The organism is Pseudoalteromonas sp. T1lg48, assembly GCF_002964785.1.
Taxonomy (GTDB): domain Bacteria; phylum Pseudomonadota; class Gammaproteobacteria; order Enterobacterales; family Alteromonadaceae; genus Pseudoalteromonas.
The window spans coordinates 305,234-321,667 of sequence record NZ_PQCC01000002.1 but is presented as its reverse complement, the minus strand read 5'-3'; the positions used below and the strand labels follow the sequence as shown (position 1 = coordinate 321,667).

Here is a 16,434-nt window from a genome sequence, read left to right as displayed (position 1 = left end):
AAAACGCAGGCAGTATAACAAACTAAAACCTGAATTCACTGTGTACCAATGCACAAAATTGCAAATCTCAGGGTATAATCACAAAAATTTAAGTTTAGGAGAGCCCCCATGCCTTCATTTGATATCGTCTCTGAAATCGAGATGAGCGAAGCAAAAAATGCCGTTGAAAACGCCAAACGCGAATTGGAAACACGCTTTGACTTTCGTGGTGTCGACGCCAAAATTGAGCTTAACAACGAGCAAATCGAGCTGACCGCTGAAGCCGAACAGCAGGTAATGCAATTATTCGATATTTTTGCCAGCAAAGCATCCAAGCGTGGTCTTGACGTAAACAGCTTTGAGATCCAAAAAGCCGACCTGCATGGTAAATACGTGACCCGTAAGGTGGTCATGAAGCAGGGTATTGAAAAAGACGTGGCCAAGAAGCTGGTTAAAGCCATTAAAGACAGCAAGATCAAGGTACAGGCCGCGATTCAAGGCGAAGAAGTACGAGTGACGGGTAAAAAGCGTGATGACCTGCAAGCCGCCATGCAAGTGGTGCGCGAAGCCGATCTTGGTCAGCCGTTCCAGTTTAAGAACTTCCGCGACTAAAACAACCCGATTCTAAGGTTGTAATCATTTCGTCAATGGATGTATAGACGTCCATTGACTTTCCCCTCCTTACTGCGCACAATAACGCCGCCTTGTTATGGTGCCTTGCAGAACTCGCCCATTGGTTATGTGCTCAGGGATAATCGGGAAGTAGGTGTGAATCCTACGCTGCCCCCGCAACGGTGATTTTGGTATTTGCCAATCAGTCCGGAGACCGGCCATAACGCTTATCTAACCAACTATAATCCTGTGCGGTGGGCGCGGGTTAAGGGATCTACATGTATAGCAAAACCAAGGTGGCGTTGTCTTTGGCGGCACTTTTCTCTGCATCTGTGGCGGCGCAGTCACAGCCAATCGAACATATCACGGTCACGGCCAACAAATTTGAACAGCCTCTTGATAAGGTGCTGGCCAGCGTCAATGTGATCACCCGTGAAGACATTGAGCATGCCGGCGTGCGCGACTTACCGGCGCTGCTTTCTAATTATGCCGGTATCGACATTGTCCGCAGCGGCGGCCAAGGGCAAACCAGTAGCTTATTTATTCGCGGTGCCGCCAGCCGTCACTCGCTGGTGGTTGTGGACGGCGTTCGTGTTGGCTCCGCCAGCCTTGGCTATAAGGCCTTAGAAACCTTGCCACTGAACAGTATTGAGCGGGTGGAGATCATCCGTGGTGCCCGCGCTGCCTGGTATGGCTCAGATGCCTTGGCCGGGGTGATCAACATCATCACCCGCAATGGCGACAGCCAATCCCTGTCGGTATCGAGCGGCAGCGACAACTATGTGAATGTTCAGGGAGCTTATGCCCTGACTCAGGGCGCCTTTAAGGGCGCTATTAACCTGGGTTATGAACAAACCGATGGTTATGACGTGACCACGGGACAAGACCCGGACCGCGACGGTTATGAAAACCAAAATATTGGCGCTCGCTTAAGCTATGACTTTGATACCTTAGGTAAGCTGGAGTTTGTCGGTCAATACAGCGACGCGGAAGTCGAGTACGACGGCACCAGCAGCGATTTCAGTAAGTTTGAAAACTACCACCTGCAACTGGGCTGGCAAAAAGCACACGGCCGTTATGCCCATACTCTGAAAACCGCCTTGGTAAAGGACGACAACTTCAACACCCTGAAAAACCCATACCCGGGTTACAAGGCCAATCAGTACATTACCGAGCGCGACGAGCTAGGTTATCAGCTTAATATCGCGTTAGGTGACGCCCTGACCATCAGCTCGGGTCTGGATTATTACTATGAGGATGTGGGCGACTCCATCAATGCCTACGCCCTTGAAGGCCAGCCACAGTCGGGTTTTGTCAACGAAACACAAAGCAACAAGGGCGTGTATCTGGGTGCCTACTATAGCCATGATGCCTTTAGCACCAATGCCGTGGTACGTAACGACGATCACAGCGAGTTTGGCGGCGAGTCGACCTATAATCTGGCGTTTGGCGTCCCTTTCGCCGATATCGCAACCTTACGCGCCAGCTACGGCACCGGCTTTAAGGCGCCGACCTTTAACGACGCCAGCTCAATTTGGGGTGCCAACCCTAACCTGCAGCCGGAAGAGTCGACCAATGCCGAGCTCGGCCTGCGCTTAAATCTGGCTGGCGGCCAGTACGATGTGGCGGTTTATAAAAACACCTTCGACAACCTCATCGACTGGGGCGTCAATGGTCCGGAAAACGTCAACAAGGCCAGCTTTGAAGGCATTGAGGTCAGCGCCGAGGTCGCCGACTGGTTTGGCATTAATCACACGCTGAACTTCAGCTATGTGGATGCCCAGGACGACAACAGCGGCGAAGACCTGGTACTGCGCGCCAAGCGCACCTTTAACTGGGGTCTGGGTAAGGAATTTGATAAGTGGTATGTGGGCGCACAGCTGCAATACCGCTCGGATCGCGTAAGCTATTACCGCACTCACCTGCCAAGCTACACCTTGCTTAATGTGAATGCGCGTTATCAGCTGGTGGACAATATCAGTTTTGATTTTGCCATTGAAACCCTGACCGATAAGGAATACGTCACCAATGTTGCCGCCACGGACTGGACCACGGGTGCCATTACTTCTGAATATATCGGCGCCGAGCGCAAAGTATATGCAGGGGTGAGCTTATCGCTGTAATTGATGAAGGCCTCCGAAAGGAGGCTTTTTTTGTCGGGCCGCCGACAACGGTTCTAACCGATATCTTTTATCGAGCCGCCGACATTTGCTTTAACTGATAGATCTTGTCGCGTTGGCGACAACAACCAAAGAGGGAGTGATTCGACTCCCCCTTTGGAAACCCCGCGAACCCGTGATTCGCTATTGCTTGCGAACTCGGTTTTTTGTTAAGCGTTCCGCTTAGCTTCGACACGGTTTAACGAGGTGTCCTACCTCGATAAACCTAACTTCGCATCCATGCTCCGTTGTCTCAAGCACGCTCCACAACAAAAGCCGATTTCTACAGCGCGAATCTAAACGGGAAGATCGATAACTGTTAGTTTGGAGGTGTTCGATTGGCCGCTGATACTGAGTGAGAAACTAAAATACATAGAGAGCCAAGCAAGGTTCGAATAAGTGAAGGCACGTTTGTTGGCTTCTTTCTTGATTGCTTGTGAGAAAAACACCTGATAACTTGCTGCTATTATTGAATAAAAATTTTATTAGTGGGAAGGGGAGGCTGTGGATAACTTCCTTAACCGTGAATTCGCACTAATACGCTGTTAGAACTCAATGGAGAGAAAGTGTCAAATCGCACAAATAAAGACCTAAACAGATTTATTGCACATCTTCCATTAGATAGTACTGATAAAGTGACTGTTGTGTTGAAGGGGCATTTATTGGTTGAGGAGCTATTAACAGAGTTTGTAGGCTTAAATTTTTCGCGCCCTAACAAATTAAAAGATGCACGTTTCTCATTTCATCACCTTCTTTGTATTGCAAGAGCAATCTCAAAAGAAGATTCAAATGACAATCTATGGTCAAGCATAGAAAAACTGAATGGCCTACGTAATAAACTTGCTCATTCTTTAGAACCCAAAGATTTAGAAAAGCGCATTAATGACTTCATAGCACAATTATCTGATTTCAATTCGCAAAATGATTATGTTTCTCCAGATTTAAAAATTGGTACTCTTGCAGCATGTATTTTGGCTATTTGTTTAACACTTTCTGCTAAGATAAATAACACAAATGAAAGCTAAATTAAAAAAGTTCTAATAAGTCAAGGCATAGGACGCAAGCGCCTATGCTTGAAGCGTTACCAAACTTCCGCTATTGGCTCTTAACTGCATTATAGATTGCGATAATCTTGCTGTAGAGCGCTGGTGTAACAGCCTAACCCCCTTACATTGCATCCGAAACGCGAGACGAGAAGAGTAATCGCCCGTGGGATTACGGGTGAAAACATGCCCAGTACATGGATGTGCTGTGCATGTTGGTTACGTTCATTTCTCGTGGCGCGTTGAGGAAATAATGCAATGTTGGGGCGCCTTGGGGTTCCAAGGGGTGGTTGGCGTAAACCACCCTTTGGGTGTCGTCGCCACCGCGACAAGATCTAAACTTATATGCTTTTGTCAGGAGGTTACTGGGCATTGACTGCTTTGGCTGTAAGCCAAAAGCAATAATGTGTCACACCAAATATGCATCAAATTCCTTCTCAAACTTGGCTATTTTCGGAGCAATAAGCAGGTTGCAATAGGGCTGCTGAGGATTGGCGCTAAAGTAATCCTGATGATAGCTCTCGGCGGCATAAAACTCCTGGGCCGGAACGAGTTCGGTGACTATGGCATCGTCCAGGTGCTCTTGCAGACGTTCCATCACCAGCTCGGCCTGATGTTTTTGCTGATCGCCATGGTAAAAGATCACGCTGCGATACTGGGGGCCGATATCATTGCCCTGACGGTTTAAGGTGGTGGGGTCGTGCAGGGCGAAAAACATCTTTAATAGCGTGGGATAGTCAATCATGTGTTCATCGTAGATCAGCTGCACCACCTCGGCGTGACCTGTGTCTTCGGCACAAATTTGATGATAGGTGGGGTGCTCAACATGACCGCCGCTGTAGCCGGAAGAAACCTGTTGCACGCCTTTGACTCGCCTGAATGCGGCGTCGATACACCAAAAGCAGCCACCACCGAAGGTGGCTGTGCGTAGCTCACTCATTACTCAGCTTCCTGTTTGCATTATCTAGTTCAAGTGTAGCGCGATTAAGTGCTAAGCGGTTGCTTTAATACCAATTCACTTAAATAGCCAATCATTTATCCAGCGCTATATCTGATCACATACTTAACAGAATTGGTACAAGCAAAAAAGGCAGATTGCTCTGCCTTTTTTATTGCCGTTACTCCTCCTGTAACGGATGCTGCTGCGCCTGGTTGTTGAGGCGATGCTGCAAGAACTCCGGCGATTGGGTTTTACGCGCCAGGGCATAATAGGCGCTGGGCACCACAAACAGGGTCAGCAAGGTGGCCACGGTGACGCCGGTGAAGATCACCACACCTATTACCAGGCGACTTTCCGCCCCTGGACCGCTGGCCAGTACCAGGGGCACCGAGCTCATAACCGTGGTCAGCGAAGTCATGATAATAGGACGTAAGCGCTGTTTGGACGCTTGCAACAGCGCGGCGCTAAACTCCATGCCCTTGTCACGCAACTGGTTGGCAAACTCCACAATCAGGATACCGTTTTTCGCGCTCAGACCGATGAGCATAACAATCCCTATCTGACTGTAGATATTCAGGGTCAGCCCGGTGGCGTAAAGGCCAAACAGCGAGCCGGCAATGCCCAAAGGCACGGTCAGCATGATCACAAAGGGGTGCACAAAGCTTTCAAACTGCGCCGCCAGCACCAGGAAGGTCACGGTCAGCGCCAGGATAAATACATACACCATGGCCGAGGCTCCTTCATAGAAGAGTTGCGACTCGCCCTTGTAGTCGATGGCGCCGTCGATGTCATTTTCTTCCATCGCCACCTGGTTGAGGAAGCTCAGCGCCTCTTCCAGGGTGTAGCCATCGGCTAGGTTGGCGCTTAGAGTAATGGCACGCATGCGGTTATAACGATTTAGGCGTGAAGCGGTGGCCTCTTCGGAAACGGTGATCAGGCTGTCCAACGGCACCAGCTCGCCGGAGCGGGAATTAACATAGATATTTGACACGTCCTGAGGGCTGGCAAAGTCTTGTTTCTCACCCTTTAAGATCACATCGTATTCTTCACCGCGGTCTATAAAGGTGGTGACGCGGCGCTGACCCAGCATGGTTTCCAGGGTACGGCCGATATCCGAGACCGACACCCCTAAATCGGCGGCCTTGTTTTTATTTATGCTCACCAAAAATTGCGGGAAGGTCTCTTTATAGTCATGGTCGATACGCACCAGTCCCGGATTTTGCTGAGCGCGGGCAATGATGCGATCGCGCCAGTCGGCCAGTTCGTCATAATCATTGCCTTGCAGCACAAATTCGATGGGGCGCGATGAGCCGCCACCGCCTATGCCGCGACGCATAATGGCAAAGGCGCGGACGTCGGTCACTTCACGCATCTTGCCACTGATCTCGCCCATCACCGACCAGGTATCACGCTTGCGCTCATCCCAGTCGGCCATGCCGATAATGGCCACACCGCCCTGGCCGCCCCAGCCAGGCACACGCACCAGCACACGGTTAAGCTCGCCGGACTCCACATAAGGCAGCAGACGCTCTTCAATTTTGGCCATGTTTTCGGCGTTGTTTTCGTAGCTGGCGCCTTCGGGGCCATTCATCATCACGAAGAAGGTACCGCGGTCTTCTTTGGGTGTTAATTCCGATGGAATTTTTTGAAACAGGCCATAACAGGCGGCGCCGGCCAGTATCAACATAATGGTGAGCATGCCGGAGCGGCGAATATTGCCTGCCAGGGTGCGCTCGTAGGCGCCTTCTAAGCGGGCAAACTGACGGTCCATCCATTGGCTAAAGCGTCCCGAGTTGGCACTTTGTTTAAGCACCTTGGAGCACAGCGCAGGGGAGAGCGTCAGCGCGGTCACGCTGGAGAAAAACACCGCAGCACTGACCGCCATGGCAAATTCGGTGAACAGGGCGCCGATACGACCGTCCATAAAGACCAGGGGCACAAATACCGCTATAAGCACGAGGGTGGTGGCGACGATGGCAAAACCCACCTCGCGAGCCCCGCGATAGGCGGCAAGCAGGCGCGGCTCACCGAGCTCGATACGACGGTGGATGTTTTCCAGCATAACAATGGTGTCATCCACCACCAGGCCGATGGCCAGTACCAATGCCAACAGGGTAAGAAGGTTAATGGAGTAGCCCATGGCCAGCAGGAACATAAAGCTGCCGATCAGCGCCACCGGCACGGTTACCGCCGGAATTAGGGTGGCGCGAATGTTGCCAAGGAATAAGAAGATGACTAACACCACCAGACCCATGGAAATGGCCAGGGTGCGATACACCTCGTTAATCGATTCTTTAATAAAGATGGACGAGTCGTAGCTGTCTTCTATGGTCGTACCCGGGGGTAGGTTGCGTTTAATGTTTTCCAACTCTTTGCGGGCGTTTTCCACCACGGTCAGGGTGTTGGCCTTGGCCTGTTTAACTATCCCCAGACCTATCATATTGCGGCCGTTACCACGGAACATACTTTCTTCGTCGGCGGCTTCAAGTTGCACATCGGCTACTTCATTTAAGCGTACCAGGTAACCGCCATCACCGCGGGCCACCACGAGATTACGAAAATCCTGCGGATCGAGGTAACTACGGGCGGTGCGAACCGAGAAATCACGGTCTTTAGACTCTATTTCCCCGGCCGGAAGCTCAACGTTTTCGGCGCGCAGCACGCGCTCGATATCGGCGGCGGTAATGCCGCGAGCGGCCATGGCCTGACGATTAAGCCAGATTTTCATGGCGTATTGGCGTTGACCACCAACGCGGACATTGGAGACGCCGTCCACAACCGCGAGGCGGTCGACGATATAACGCTGGGCATAGTCCGATAATTGCAGGGTATCCATGGTGTTACTGTTAAGTACAAACCAGGCGATCGGGCTTTCATCGGAGTCGGACTTTGACACCTCCGGTGGGCGCACCTGATCCGGCAGGCTATCCAAGGCGCGGGAAACTCGTTCGCGCACGTCATTGGCGGCGGCATCGATATCGCGGTCGATATTAAATTCTATGGTGATATTGGAGCGACCATTGCGGCTCGATGAGGTAATGCTTTTAATACCTTCGATGCCGGAAATTCGGTTTTCGATCACCTGGGTGATCTTGGTTTCGATTATCTCCGCCGAGGCTCCGGTGTAGCTGGTGCTGACACTGACTATGGGGCTTTCAATATCGGGATATTCGCGCAGCGGCAACATAGAGAAGGCCACCAAACCGAAGGTGAGCAACAACAGGTTAATAACGATGGCGAAGACGGGGCGTTTTACCGCGGTATCGGTGATCCTCACTGTTCGCTCTCCTGTGCATTCACCGGTGAGCCGGAACGAATTTTAATAACGCCCTCTGTCACTACCTGATCGCCCGCTTGTAAGCCTGAGCTGATGCCAACCCAGCCGTTGTAGCGTTTATCGACCTTCACTTCCACTTCTTTGGCGATGCCATCGACTACCTGAAACACAAAATGCTTGTCCTGGCGGGGAATAATGGCTTTTTCTGGTACCAGCAGGGCCTCATAGGTTTTTAGTTCCAAGGCGGTATTCAGTAGCATGCCCGGACGTAATAGGGCTTCGTTATTGGTAAAGCTGGCGCTGATGGGCACGCTGCGGGTGTTGATATCGACCCGCGAGCCAACATGAGTGACCTGACCCTTGAAGGTGCGTGCCGGGTAAGCATCGCTGCGCGCGGTAACTGCCATGCCAACACGCAACTGTGCCAGGTATTTTTCCGGCACATTAAAGTCGACCTTGATCACGCTGATATCATCTAGTGTGGTGATTTCCGTGCTGCTGGAGACAAAGGCCCCCTTAGAAATCATGCGCTTGCCCAGGGTACCTGCAAAAGGAGCGCGCACCTGCATTTCTGCCAGCTTGGTTTTGGCTCCCTCAAGCTGTGCCTGAGTGGCTTCAAATTTGGCTCTTTGTTCTTCCAGTAATGACTTGGCCGCCGCTTGCGAGCGGGCCAGCTCGGTCAAACGATTTAATTGGCGTTCTACCTCGGAGAGGTTGGCCTCTAGCTCTTTTACTCTGAGCTGCTCTTCGGTGTCACGCAATTGCACCAGAAGCTGTTGCGCCTTAACCAGCTCGCCATCGTCAAAGTAAATCTCATCGGCGTAGTCGCTCTGCGCGCTTTTAATAAAAATGGCCTGATTGGCACGGCTGCTGCCGATGCTGTCAACGCTTACGGCGCGTTGTTGTTGTGTAACCGTGTGCACCTGCACCTTGGTTGGTTGCATTTGCCGGGTATTTTGTTGCGATTGGCCGTTAGGCAGGTACAAATAAACGCACAATCCCAAAAAGATAATAATAAAAACGGGAAACAGCGCTTTGCCCGAGTGCCTACTGTGGTTCATTGATAATGCCTTATGTTGTTTTAGCCCGAAGATAGTTTACGAATTTGTCGGCGCACACATAGACCGCCAATCCTGTATTTTTGTGTGTTAACCGAAAATAACGATTTTGTGATGAATAATCAGGGTCTGTTGACCTTTGTTGTTTGTTTCTGCAGCAGTTTGTAGTGAATTTATACAAGGCGGCACATGTGTAGTGTAGTTATTCTACATAAACATGTAACAACACAGTAGAAATGCGCTACACGCGCTGCCCTAAGGGTTCATCTAAACGCATCCTGCTCTGTGTTGCTCGCTATGTACATAGAGTGACTATGCATCATAACAAGCGTCGTGATCAGAATGCGTTTAGATTGAACATAAAGTAAACCGCAAAGATAAACAGACCCTACAGTTTTTGTTCACAAAACAAGAACAATAAAGGCAACTAGCCATTGCCACGTATCTTTATATACACTCAAGAGTAGAGTATAGAAGTAGGGGGCGGGTTATGGCGCACAATTCTTCGCCACAGCATCAAGGTGAGCGGCAGGATCAAGGGTATCAGGGCGCGAAGATCCGCGCGCAGGGCTCGCGTTATGGAGCCCAAACCTTGTTGATCAGCGCCTGTGTATTACTGGTGCTGGTGGCGGTCATGAAGTTCCGCCCCGGTGAGGTACTGCTGGCGGAAATTTTTATTCTTAGCGCCTCTTTAGTCGGTGTGCTGGTGGGCTTTCTTAAATTACGCGAACCCTTTTATAGCATCTATCTCGATAGCGATAAGCTGAGTTATAACCATAAGTACGGCTGTTGGCAGTTGCAGGTGAGTAACCTGGCCCGGGTTGGTGTGGTGCAGGTGCATCGTCAGGGAGAGTGTTTGGATCTCAATGTAATAGGCATCTGTGTCCGTCATGAAGACGAGTTTTTACGGCGGTTATCGCCGCGTCTTGCCGGGCGCTTGTTGATAGAGCAGCGCCATTTTCTGCTGCAGGCCATCAAGGCTTACTGCCATGATGGCAAAGAATGCCCCCCCCATTGGCTGGTAGAAGACACCGAGTATGTCAGCGATACCGGCTGCAAATATACTGGATTATTGGCCATGTTTGCTAATAGAATGAAAAACTTAAAACTATTGACCGGATACCATATCCTGCTGCCGGCGGCGGCATTGGATCGCGATATTTGGACCTTCAGTTATATGTTACATCGTTGGCAACAAGACCCGGTGCTTACCGTGTCCCGGTTGCGGCAAGAGCTGTCTGCAGCAAGTAGTAAATGACAGAGGAAATTCTTCATGGCCGATGAAAGAGCGTTTATTAAAAGTGGTCGTAACACCCTGATCCACAAAATTAAAAAGGTGGATCTAGTGGTCGTTAACGGTGAACACCACCCAAAAATCAAGGTAACTCAGCATGGTCTTGAGCCCTTTAAAGAGTCGTTACCGCGCAATCGCCGCGAAGCCAGGGAGCGCTACCTGGAGGTAGTGCATGTTGCCAGCGCCGATATTTTCGCCGAGGAAAAACGCCTGCTGTTTATCCAGGCGTTGGATGGCAAAGAATATAAAATTGATTACTCCAAAGTCGGCACCAAGTTATTTGTGCGTATTCATCAGGAAGGTTACCTCTAAATCCTTGTTGATCGCCGCCGCAGCGCGGTGATGTCCCTCCTAGTAATACATGCTTACACTTTTGTGCTGCGCAATTGTTGTTCAAAAACGCTAAGTTAGATAGCCTAAGGCCATCAACTAGATAGGGATTGGGCGATGAGCGTACGTAAATATCTTTGGCTATGGGCCTTGCCGCTGGCATTAATTTGTTATGCCATAGGCGCCGAAAAAGGTGTGCTGGCCTTATTAATCGTCGGCGTCTTTCTCGAAGGAGCGTTTTGGTTGGGCCTGTTCAAACGCACCAAGAAAAAACAAAACAAGCCTTAATGCATGCTGTTTGGGGTAAAGTCTTCTAACTTGTCCCGAATAGTGCGTTCTATTTCGGGGATCAGTGGGTCAAGACTGCGATTAATCACATGATTGAGACGAAACCGTCTTAGTGGCAAAACATTAAAGTTATCCGCGTACTGCCGGCTATCGCCAAAAACGGTAGAAAATATCGCATATTCAAATTCATAACGCTTGAGCAACTCGGGTATGCTTTTAAGCTTTTCGTTAAACACCAGCTTGGCCTTGATATCAAATTCTGCAAGCGACTCCAGGGTGCCGCGGGCAATCAGTATCTTGTTGCTCGGCTTGCTCAACGCCGCCAGGTTACAAGGCACCGCCTTATCACACAGGAGAATATGTTCGCCGACCGCCAGGCTAGGCGCAAGTACGCGAATATTCTTAAATCTGGACATGTTGGCCGCCACTCTCACAACATCAATATCACTCACTCCGGCATTAAGCAGCACCAGGCCACGACGGGCCGGAACGGCTTCCAGCTTTAAACTGATGCCAAGCTCGGCGTAGACCTGCTCGATAAAGTGGATAAAGGGCTCAACCCCGGGCGTATCTATGTAAGTGCCTGTCAGCTCTGTGGGACGGGTAAATGCGGTATTCGTATCTAAGTGGCGCTGTAACAGGTCATTTAAAAGTACTTGGCGGGCTTGGTTTTTTTCACTCTGCCTAAAAGCCAGTACCAGCGGAATGTCGGCAAATTGGGTGACCATTCTGAGGCTATTCGCGCGTTTGCGAGACGAGACATGGGTGACAACTTCCGGGCTGGCGAGGATCAAATCAACGCTCCCCCTGTGCAGCATGGCCACCAAATCCTTTTCAGAGTTAGCGTAGAGTATGGTTTCCCTATACTCGTTGAGCACTTTTTGTATGTTGACGGGATAAACATAGCTGGCAACCACGCCAACCTTATACTGCTCGAAGAGATGAATCAGGTTGCGATAATCCAGGTCGTGGTCTTTTTTGGTTAAGATGCCAAGGTGTGAAAACCCCAGCGGTGCCGAGGCGATAAAGCCACTGCGTACCTCCGAGGGCCAGGCCGGGAAGTAGCCTATGTATTCGCCAGCAGCGGAGCGCCACTGAGCTTGCTCCCAAGGAATATAGTCGACTTCAATGGCAATATCATGGGGTTTTAGCAGGTCGCGCAGTGAGGCGATGGCGTCGCCACCGTTTTCCATGTGGGCGCTGGCATAGGGCGGCCATTCCAGCGAGGCAATCTTCCAGGTTGATGTGGCTGCAAATCCAGTCAGAGGCAAGGCGACGAGTGCGACCAAAGCCCAGTAAAAGACACGTTTAAACATAGCTGCCACTCCTCCAAAAAGTGAAGATGATTGGCCGTGGCGGTGCTGGCAAGACCCGGTTTTAGGGGCGTGCCCACACCCTTATTGCCTATTGCATTAAGTATAACAGTTGTGTCGGCAGCCACCGGTTTTCTGACCTTATTTCATAAGCTTGAAATGGAGGCGCCAGGTTGGTGATACATGCTATGCGGATGATTTATACACCTCTTTGTTGTTAAAGAAGATTCTTTAACCTGAGGCTGAGGAAAGGCAGAGTCATGTACCCCCTTAAATAAGATGGGTTTTACAATTGATTACATCCCTGTAACAATGTCCGACTTAAAACAATAATAAAGGGAGTTAATATGAAATATCCACTTATTGCATTAACCGCACTGGCTCTGAGCGGCTGTAATTCGACCGACAATAACACCGCCACAGGCACAGCCAAGCTGCAAAGTAACAGTGCCGCTGTGAGCAGTGCTGAAGCGAGCAAGAACACAGTAGATAAAGCCCCAGCACAGGCTTCGGCTCAAGCCTCTGTTCAGGCCCCTCAACAGGACCAGGTTAGCGAAGCTAACCTTGCTAAGGCATCCAAATCTGCACACGATAATGAGGTGCTCTACATTCTCGCCAATGTACCCTACTCGCAGCCCCACATAATTGCCGATAACGTTAAAAACGAGTGTTATCAGTTAGGTAGTCAGTTTTCAGACTCCTTGGTTAAATATGCCAAGGCGCAACGCATCGAAATTAAACAGGTGAAGGCTGAATTGCCACAAACCGGTAAAGTGCTGCAATTGAGCATAGATAATGTCTACAGTGGTGGTAATGCCTTTATTGGTCACCGTAAATCGGCCTCAGTATCCGCTAAGTTGATGATTGACGGCAAGGTGGTCGATAGCACCAGCAAAACGCGCAATTCGGCGGGTGGCTTTTTAGGTGGCTTTAAAGGCTCTTGTTCCGTATTAGCACATACCGTGAATACCTTGGGTAATGATATTGCCAAGTGGGCCAAGTCGAGTAAGCACCTGCTATAAAGAGACTTCTTGATTACCCAGACAATGAGTTTTAAAAACCGGCCTAGGCCGGTTTTTTAGTGTCCACCTTGAGCCTTAACGTGTAATTGCCGCTCACATTAATTCTATACAGTATTTTATACAGTATTTTGTGGTTTTGTTGATGCGTATCTGCGAAGATAGGCAAAACGGTTTACTTCTCTCTTGGCCATGAAGAAATTTATCCATATCGATATGGATTGCTTTTATGCCGCAGTGGAAATGCGTGATAACCCTAAGCTTGCCACGGTGCCTTTGGCGATCGGCGGCAAAAGTCGTCGCGGGGTGCTGTCCACCGCCAATTATATCGCCCGCCAATACGGGGTGCGTTCGGCCATGTCCAACTACCATGCCAAGCAGCTCTGCCCTGAGCTGGTTATCGTGCCCGGGCGCATGCAGGTGTACAAAGAGGTGTCGCAGCAGATACGGGCGATTTTTCGCCGCTATACCGAATTGATCGAACCCTTGTCGCTGGACGAGGCCTACCTTGATGTCACCGATGCTCGTGCCTGTAAGGGCAGTGCCACCCTGATCGCCGAGCAAATCAGACAGGAAATCTATGCCGAAACCGGGCTTACGGCCTCCGCCGGCATAGCGCCGATAAAGTTTATAGCCAAAATTGCCAGCGACGAAAACAAGCCCAATGGCCAGTGTGTGATCACCCCTGAGCAGGTTCCGGCGTTTTTAGCGGCTTTGGATCTAAAAAAAATACCCGGGGTCGGCAAGGTCACCATAGAGAAACTGCATGCCCACAGTCTGTTTAAGGGTCAGGATGTACTCGATAAGGGCATGGCCTGGATGCAACAGCACTTGGGAAACTTTGGCGCCTCCTTATATCAAAAATGTGCCGGTCGGGTGGTCGGTGCGGTCAGCACCGAGCGAGTGCGCAAATCCCTCAGTGTGGAACACACCTACGAATACAATAAAACCTCGCTAGAGCAGTGCCAACAAGCGTTACCGGCACTGCTCGAAGAGCTCACAGCGCGCCTTGATAAGCAGCAGTTACACCAGCGCATCAATAAACTCTCGGTTAAGGTAAAGTTTGCCGACTTTCATGTCACTACGGCGGATCAGAGTGGGCGCAGCCTTAGCCTCGAGGTATTTAATGCCTTGCTGGGCAAGGCCTATGAACGCGGCGTGACCCCAGAGGTGAGGCTTCTGGGGTTGGGCGTGGGCGTAGACAATGAGCCGCACGAAGTCAAGCAGCTGAGCATCTTAGACTAAAGCGCTAGTGTATTTTTACACTATGCTGATAAGGTGAATCTGAGTTTTTGCGTAAACGCGCTCGTGCGTTACAACGCTTAACCCTTGTGACTACAAAAACAAAGAGAGAAGACTATGCAATCGGTTGTTATTGTCTTGCTTGGCATCATCGGCATGTTATTTGGCTGGCTGGTGTATTCCAAGTTTATTGCTGAAAAAATATTTCGCATGGATGACAGGTTTGTAACGCCAGCTCACGAGCTAGAGGACGGTGTCGATTATGTGCCCACCAACAAGGTGGTACTTTGGGGGCACCATTTTACCTCGGTAGCCGGTGCCGCGCCCATAGTGGGTCCGGCCATTGCCGTGTACTGGGGTTGGGTGCCGGCGGTGCTGTGGGTGGTATTAGGTACCATCTTCTTCGCCGGTGTGCACGATATGGGAGCGCTTTGGGCCAGTGCCCGCCATAAGGGTAAGTCAATGGGCGCGCTGTCGGAGTCGGTAATCGGCAAGCGTACCCGCTCATTATTTATGATAGTGGTGTTCCTGGTGCTGCTGATGGTGAACGCGGTGTTCGGAGTGGTGATCGCCAACTCCTTTGTGGCACAACCCAATGCGGTGTTCCCGGCCTGGTCGGCCATCGTGGTGGCGCTGATCATAGGTCAGCTGCTGCACCGTAAGGTGCCGCTGATTCCGTTATGTGCCATCGGCGTCGGTGTGCTCTATGCCACCATCTATATGGGCAGCTCCATGCCACTGGCTCTGCCCACGGAAATGTTTGGCCTGGCCGATAAGGCTAACTGGATCATTATTCTCTTTATTTATGCCGCCATTGCGTCCTTACTGCCGGTATGGATGCTGTTGCAACCGCGCGACTTTATCAACGGCATGCAATTGCTGGTGGGTCTGGTGCTGCTTTATGGGGCGGTGTTTGTGTCCATGCCGGATATCACGGCGCCGGCCTTTAACACCCAAACCGCGGTCGATACCCCAAGTATTATTCCGCTGTTGTTTGTGACCATAGCCTGTGGTGCGGTGTCCGGCTTCCACGGCATCGTCTCCTCCGGTACCAGCTCTAAACAACTGGATAAGGAAACCGACGGTCGTTTTGTGGGTTACCTCGGTGCCGTGGGCGAGGGCTGTTTGGCGCTGATCACCCTGGTGGCGGTGAGCGGTGTGGCCTTGGCCGTCTCTCCCGAGGAGTGGCATGAGATCTACAGTCACCTCGGGGCTGGCAGCGTGAACGCCTTTATTACCGGCGGTGCCAATCTCATTGAAAGCGGCTGGGGTATCTCCACCGAAGTGGCCTCAACCCTGTTGGCGGTGATGGTGGTGCTGTTTGCCGGTACCACCATGGACTCCGGGGTGCGTTTGCAGCGCTACATTATTCAGGAATGGGGCGAAATCTATAATCTTGGTGTGTTGAAAAATGGCATTATCGCAACCTTGGTCGCGGTGGGATGTTGTTTGCTGCTGGCCTTTGGTGCCGGCGGCTCATCGGGCAGCGGTGGCATGATCATCTGGCCATTATTTGGTTCAACCAACCAGATCCTTGCCAGTTTGACCCTGTTGGTTATTTCGGTGATGCTGATTAAGGCGGGTCGCCCGGCCATATATACCCTGATCCCCATGGTATTTGTACTTACCATGGCCTTTTTCGCCGGCTTGATTAAACTGGTCGAATACTATGAGCAGGGCAACTGGTTGCTGGTCAGCCTGGATGCCATTGTGCTGGTGGTTAGCGTGTTGGTCATGCTTGAAGCCTGGTCGGTCATAGTCACCCACCGGCGTGATGAACAAGCAAACAAAGCCTCGTCGTAAGGCTTGCTTGCCAAGCTCCTTTACAGGCCGCGGCGCTAAGCTATGCACCCGGTAGTAAAGGGGCGCTAAATCACCGA

General features: G+C 50.9%; 13 protein-coding genes and 1 riboswitch. Of the genes, 9 read left to right on the top strand and 4 right to left on the bottom strand.

All coding sequences use genetic code 11. The annotated features are described in order from the left end of the window. Positions 1–108: 108 nt before the first annotated feature. From C2M29_RS03270 to C2M29_RS03260, 3 genes are all read left to right on the top strand, one after another. Positions 109–591, top strand: a complete 483-nt coding sequence (locus C2M29_RS03270) for a YajQ family cyclic di-GMP-binding protein (protein ID WP_105188372.1) — start codon at positions 109–111, stop codon at positions 589–591. 81 nt (positions 592–672) lie between these two features. Further along, a riboswitch (cobalamin riboswitch) is annotated at positions 673–828 on the top strand. Positions 829–869: 41 nt separating this feature from the next. Then, positions 870–2,714 (top strand): TonB-dependent receptor domain-containing protein, encoded by a 1,845-nt coding sequence (locus tag C2M29_RS03265; protein ID WP_105188371.1) that lies wholly within the window; start codon positions 870–872, stop codon positions 2,712–2,714. A 602-nt stretch (positions 2,715–3,316) separates the two neighbouring features. Then, positions 3,317–3,775, top strand: coding sequence for a hypothetical protein (locus tag C2M29_RS03260; protein ID WP_158684635.1), 459 nt, complete (start codon positions 3,317–3,319; stop codon positions 3,773–3,775). Between the two features lie 427 nt (positions 3,776–4,202). Here the strand turns inward: C2M29_RS03260 and msrA are convergent, their stop codons facing one another. The 3 genes from msrA to C2M29_RS03245 form a co-directional block, all read right to left on the bottom strand. Further along, the gene (gene msrA, locus C2M29_RS03255; RefSeq protein ID WP_105188369.1) at positions 4,203–4,733 is read right to left on the bottom strand and encodes a peptide-methionine (S)-S-oxide reductase MsrA; all 531 of its coding nucleotides are present in this window, start codon (positions 4,731–4,733) and stop codon (positions 4,203–4,205) included. Positions 4,734–4,911: 178 nt separating this feature from the next. Then, positions 4,912–8,010 (bottom strand): efflux RND transporter permease subunit, encoded by a 3,099-nt coding sequence (locus C2M29_RS03250; RefSeq protein WP_105188368.1) that lies wholly within the window; start codon positions 8,008–8,010, stop codon positions 4,912–4,914. After that, complete coding sequence (locus tag C2M29_RS03245) at positions 8,007–9,071, bottom strand: efflux RND transporter periplasmic adaptor subunit (protein ID WP_105188367.1); 1,065 nt, start codon at positions 9,069–9,071, stop codon at positions 8,007–8,009. Before C2M29_RS03245 ends, C2M29_RS03250 begins: the two co-directional genes overlap by 4 nt. A gap of 487 nt (positions 9,072–9,558) precedes the next feature. Between C2M29_RS03245 and C2M29_RS03240 the strand changes: the two genes are divergently transcribed. The 3 genes from C2M29_RS03240 (at position 9,559) to C2M29_RS16620 (ending at position 10,980) form a co-directional block, all read left to right on the top strand. Continuing rightward, a complete protein-coding gene (locus C2M29_RS03240; protein WP_105188366.1) occupies positions 9,559–10,326 on the top strand; it encodes a DUF2982 domain-containing protein in 768 nt (255 codons plus the stop codon). 15 nt (positions 10,327–10,341) lie between these two features. Continuing rightward, a complete protein-coding gene (locus C2M29_RS03235; protein WP_105188365.1) occupies positions 10,342–10,674 on the top strand; it encodes a hypothetical protein in 333 nt (110 codons plus the stop codon). Positions 10,675–10,809: 135 nt separating this feature from the next. After that, a complete protein-coding gene (locus C2M29_RS16620; RefSeq protein ID WP_199774850.1) occupies positions 10,810–10,980 on the top strand; it encodes a hypothetical protein in 171 nt (56 codons plus the stop codon). On the opposite strand, the gene C2M29_RS03230 is transcribed toward C2M29_RS16620, so the two are convergent. Further along, positions 10,977–12,296, bottom strand: coding sequence for a hypothetical protein (locus C2M29_RS03230; RefSeq protein ID WP_105188364.1), 1,320 nt, complete (start codon positions 12,294–12,296; stop codon positions 10,977–10,979). The two genes, C2M29_RS16620 and C2M29_RS03230, sit on opposite strands and share 4 nt — an antisense overlap. A 344-nt stretch (positions 12,297–12,640) precedes the next feature. On the opposite strand from C2M29_RS03230, the gene C2M29_RS03225 reads away from it, so the two are divergent. The 3 genes from C2M29_RS03225 to C2M29_RS03215 all read left to right on the top strand — a co-directional run bounded on the left by C2M29_RS03225 (position 12,641) and on the right by C2M29_RS03215 (position 16,357). Then, positions 12,641–13,315, top strand: a complete 675-nt coding sequence (locus C2M29_RS03225; protein ID WP_105188363.1) for a hypothetical protein — start codon at positions 12,641–12,643, stop codon at positions 13,313–13,315. A gap of 189 nt (positions 13,316–13,504) precedes the next feature. Continuing rightward, positions 13,505–14,557, top strand: coding sequence for a DNA polymerase IV (gene dinB, locus C2M29_RS03220; protein ID WP_105188362.1), 1,053 nt, complete (start codon positions 13,505–13,507; stop codon positions 14,555–14,557). Between the two features lie 114 nt (positions 14,558–14,671). Next, positions 14,672–16,357, top strand: a complete 1,686-nt coding sequence (locus C2M29_RS03215) for a carbon starvation CstA family protein (protein WP_105188361.1) — start codon at positions 14,672–14,674, stop codon at positions 16,355–16,357. Positions 16,358–16,434 lie beyond the last annotated feature (77 nt).

Coding starts and splice junctions, on each gene's coding strand:
- msrA (WP_105188369.1), bottom strand. CDS start 4,733: ATGAGTGAGCTACGCACAGCCACCTTCGGTGGTGGCTGCTTTTGGTGT.
- C2M29_RS16620 (WP_199774850.1), top strand. CDS start 10,810: ATGAGCGTACGTAAATATCTTTGGCTATGGGCCTTGCCGCTGGCATTA.
- C2M29_RS03235 (WP_105188365.1), top strand. CDS start 10,342: ATGGCCGATGAAAGAGCGTTTATTAAAAGTGGTCGTAACACCCTGATC.
- C2M29_RS03245 (WP_105188367.1), bottom strand. CDS start 9,071: ATGAACCACAGTAGGCACTCGGGCAAAGCGCTGTTTCCCGTTTTTATT.
- C2M29_RS03265 (WP_105188371.1), top strand. CDS start 870: ATGTATAGCAAAACCAAGGTGGCGTTGTCTTTGGCGGCACTTTTCTCT.
- C2M29_RS03225 (WP_105188363.1), top strand. CDS start 12,641: ATGAAATATCCACTTATTGCATTAACCGCACTGGCTCTGAGCGGCTGT.
- C2M29_RS03215 (WP_105188361.1), top strand. CDS start 14,672: ATGCAATCGGTTGTTATTGTCTTGCTTGGCATCATCGGCATGTTATTT.
- C2M29_RS03230 (WP_105188364.1), bottom strand. CDS start 12,296: ATGTTTAAACGTGTCTTTTACTGGGCTTTGGTCGCACTCGTCGCCTTG.
- C2M29_RS03270 (WP_105188372.1), top strand. CDS start 109: ATGCCTTCATTTGATATCGTCTCTGAAATCGAGATGAGCGAAGCAAAA.
- dinB (WP_105188362.1), top strand. CDS start 13,505: ATGAAGAAATTTATCCATATCGATATGGATTGCTTTTATGCCGCAGTG.
- C2M29_RS03240 (WP_105188366.1), top strand. CDS start 9,559: ATGGCGCACAATTCTTCGCCACAGCATCAAGGTGAGCGGCAGGATCAA.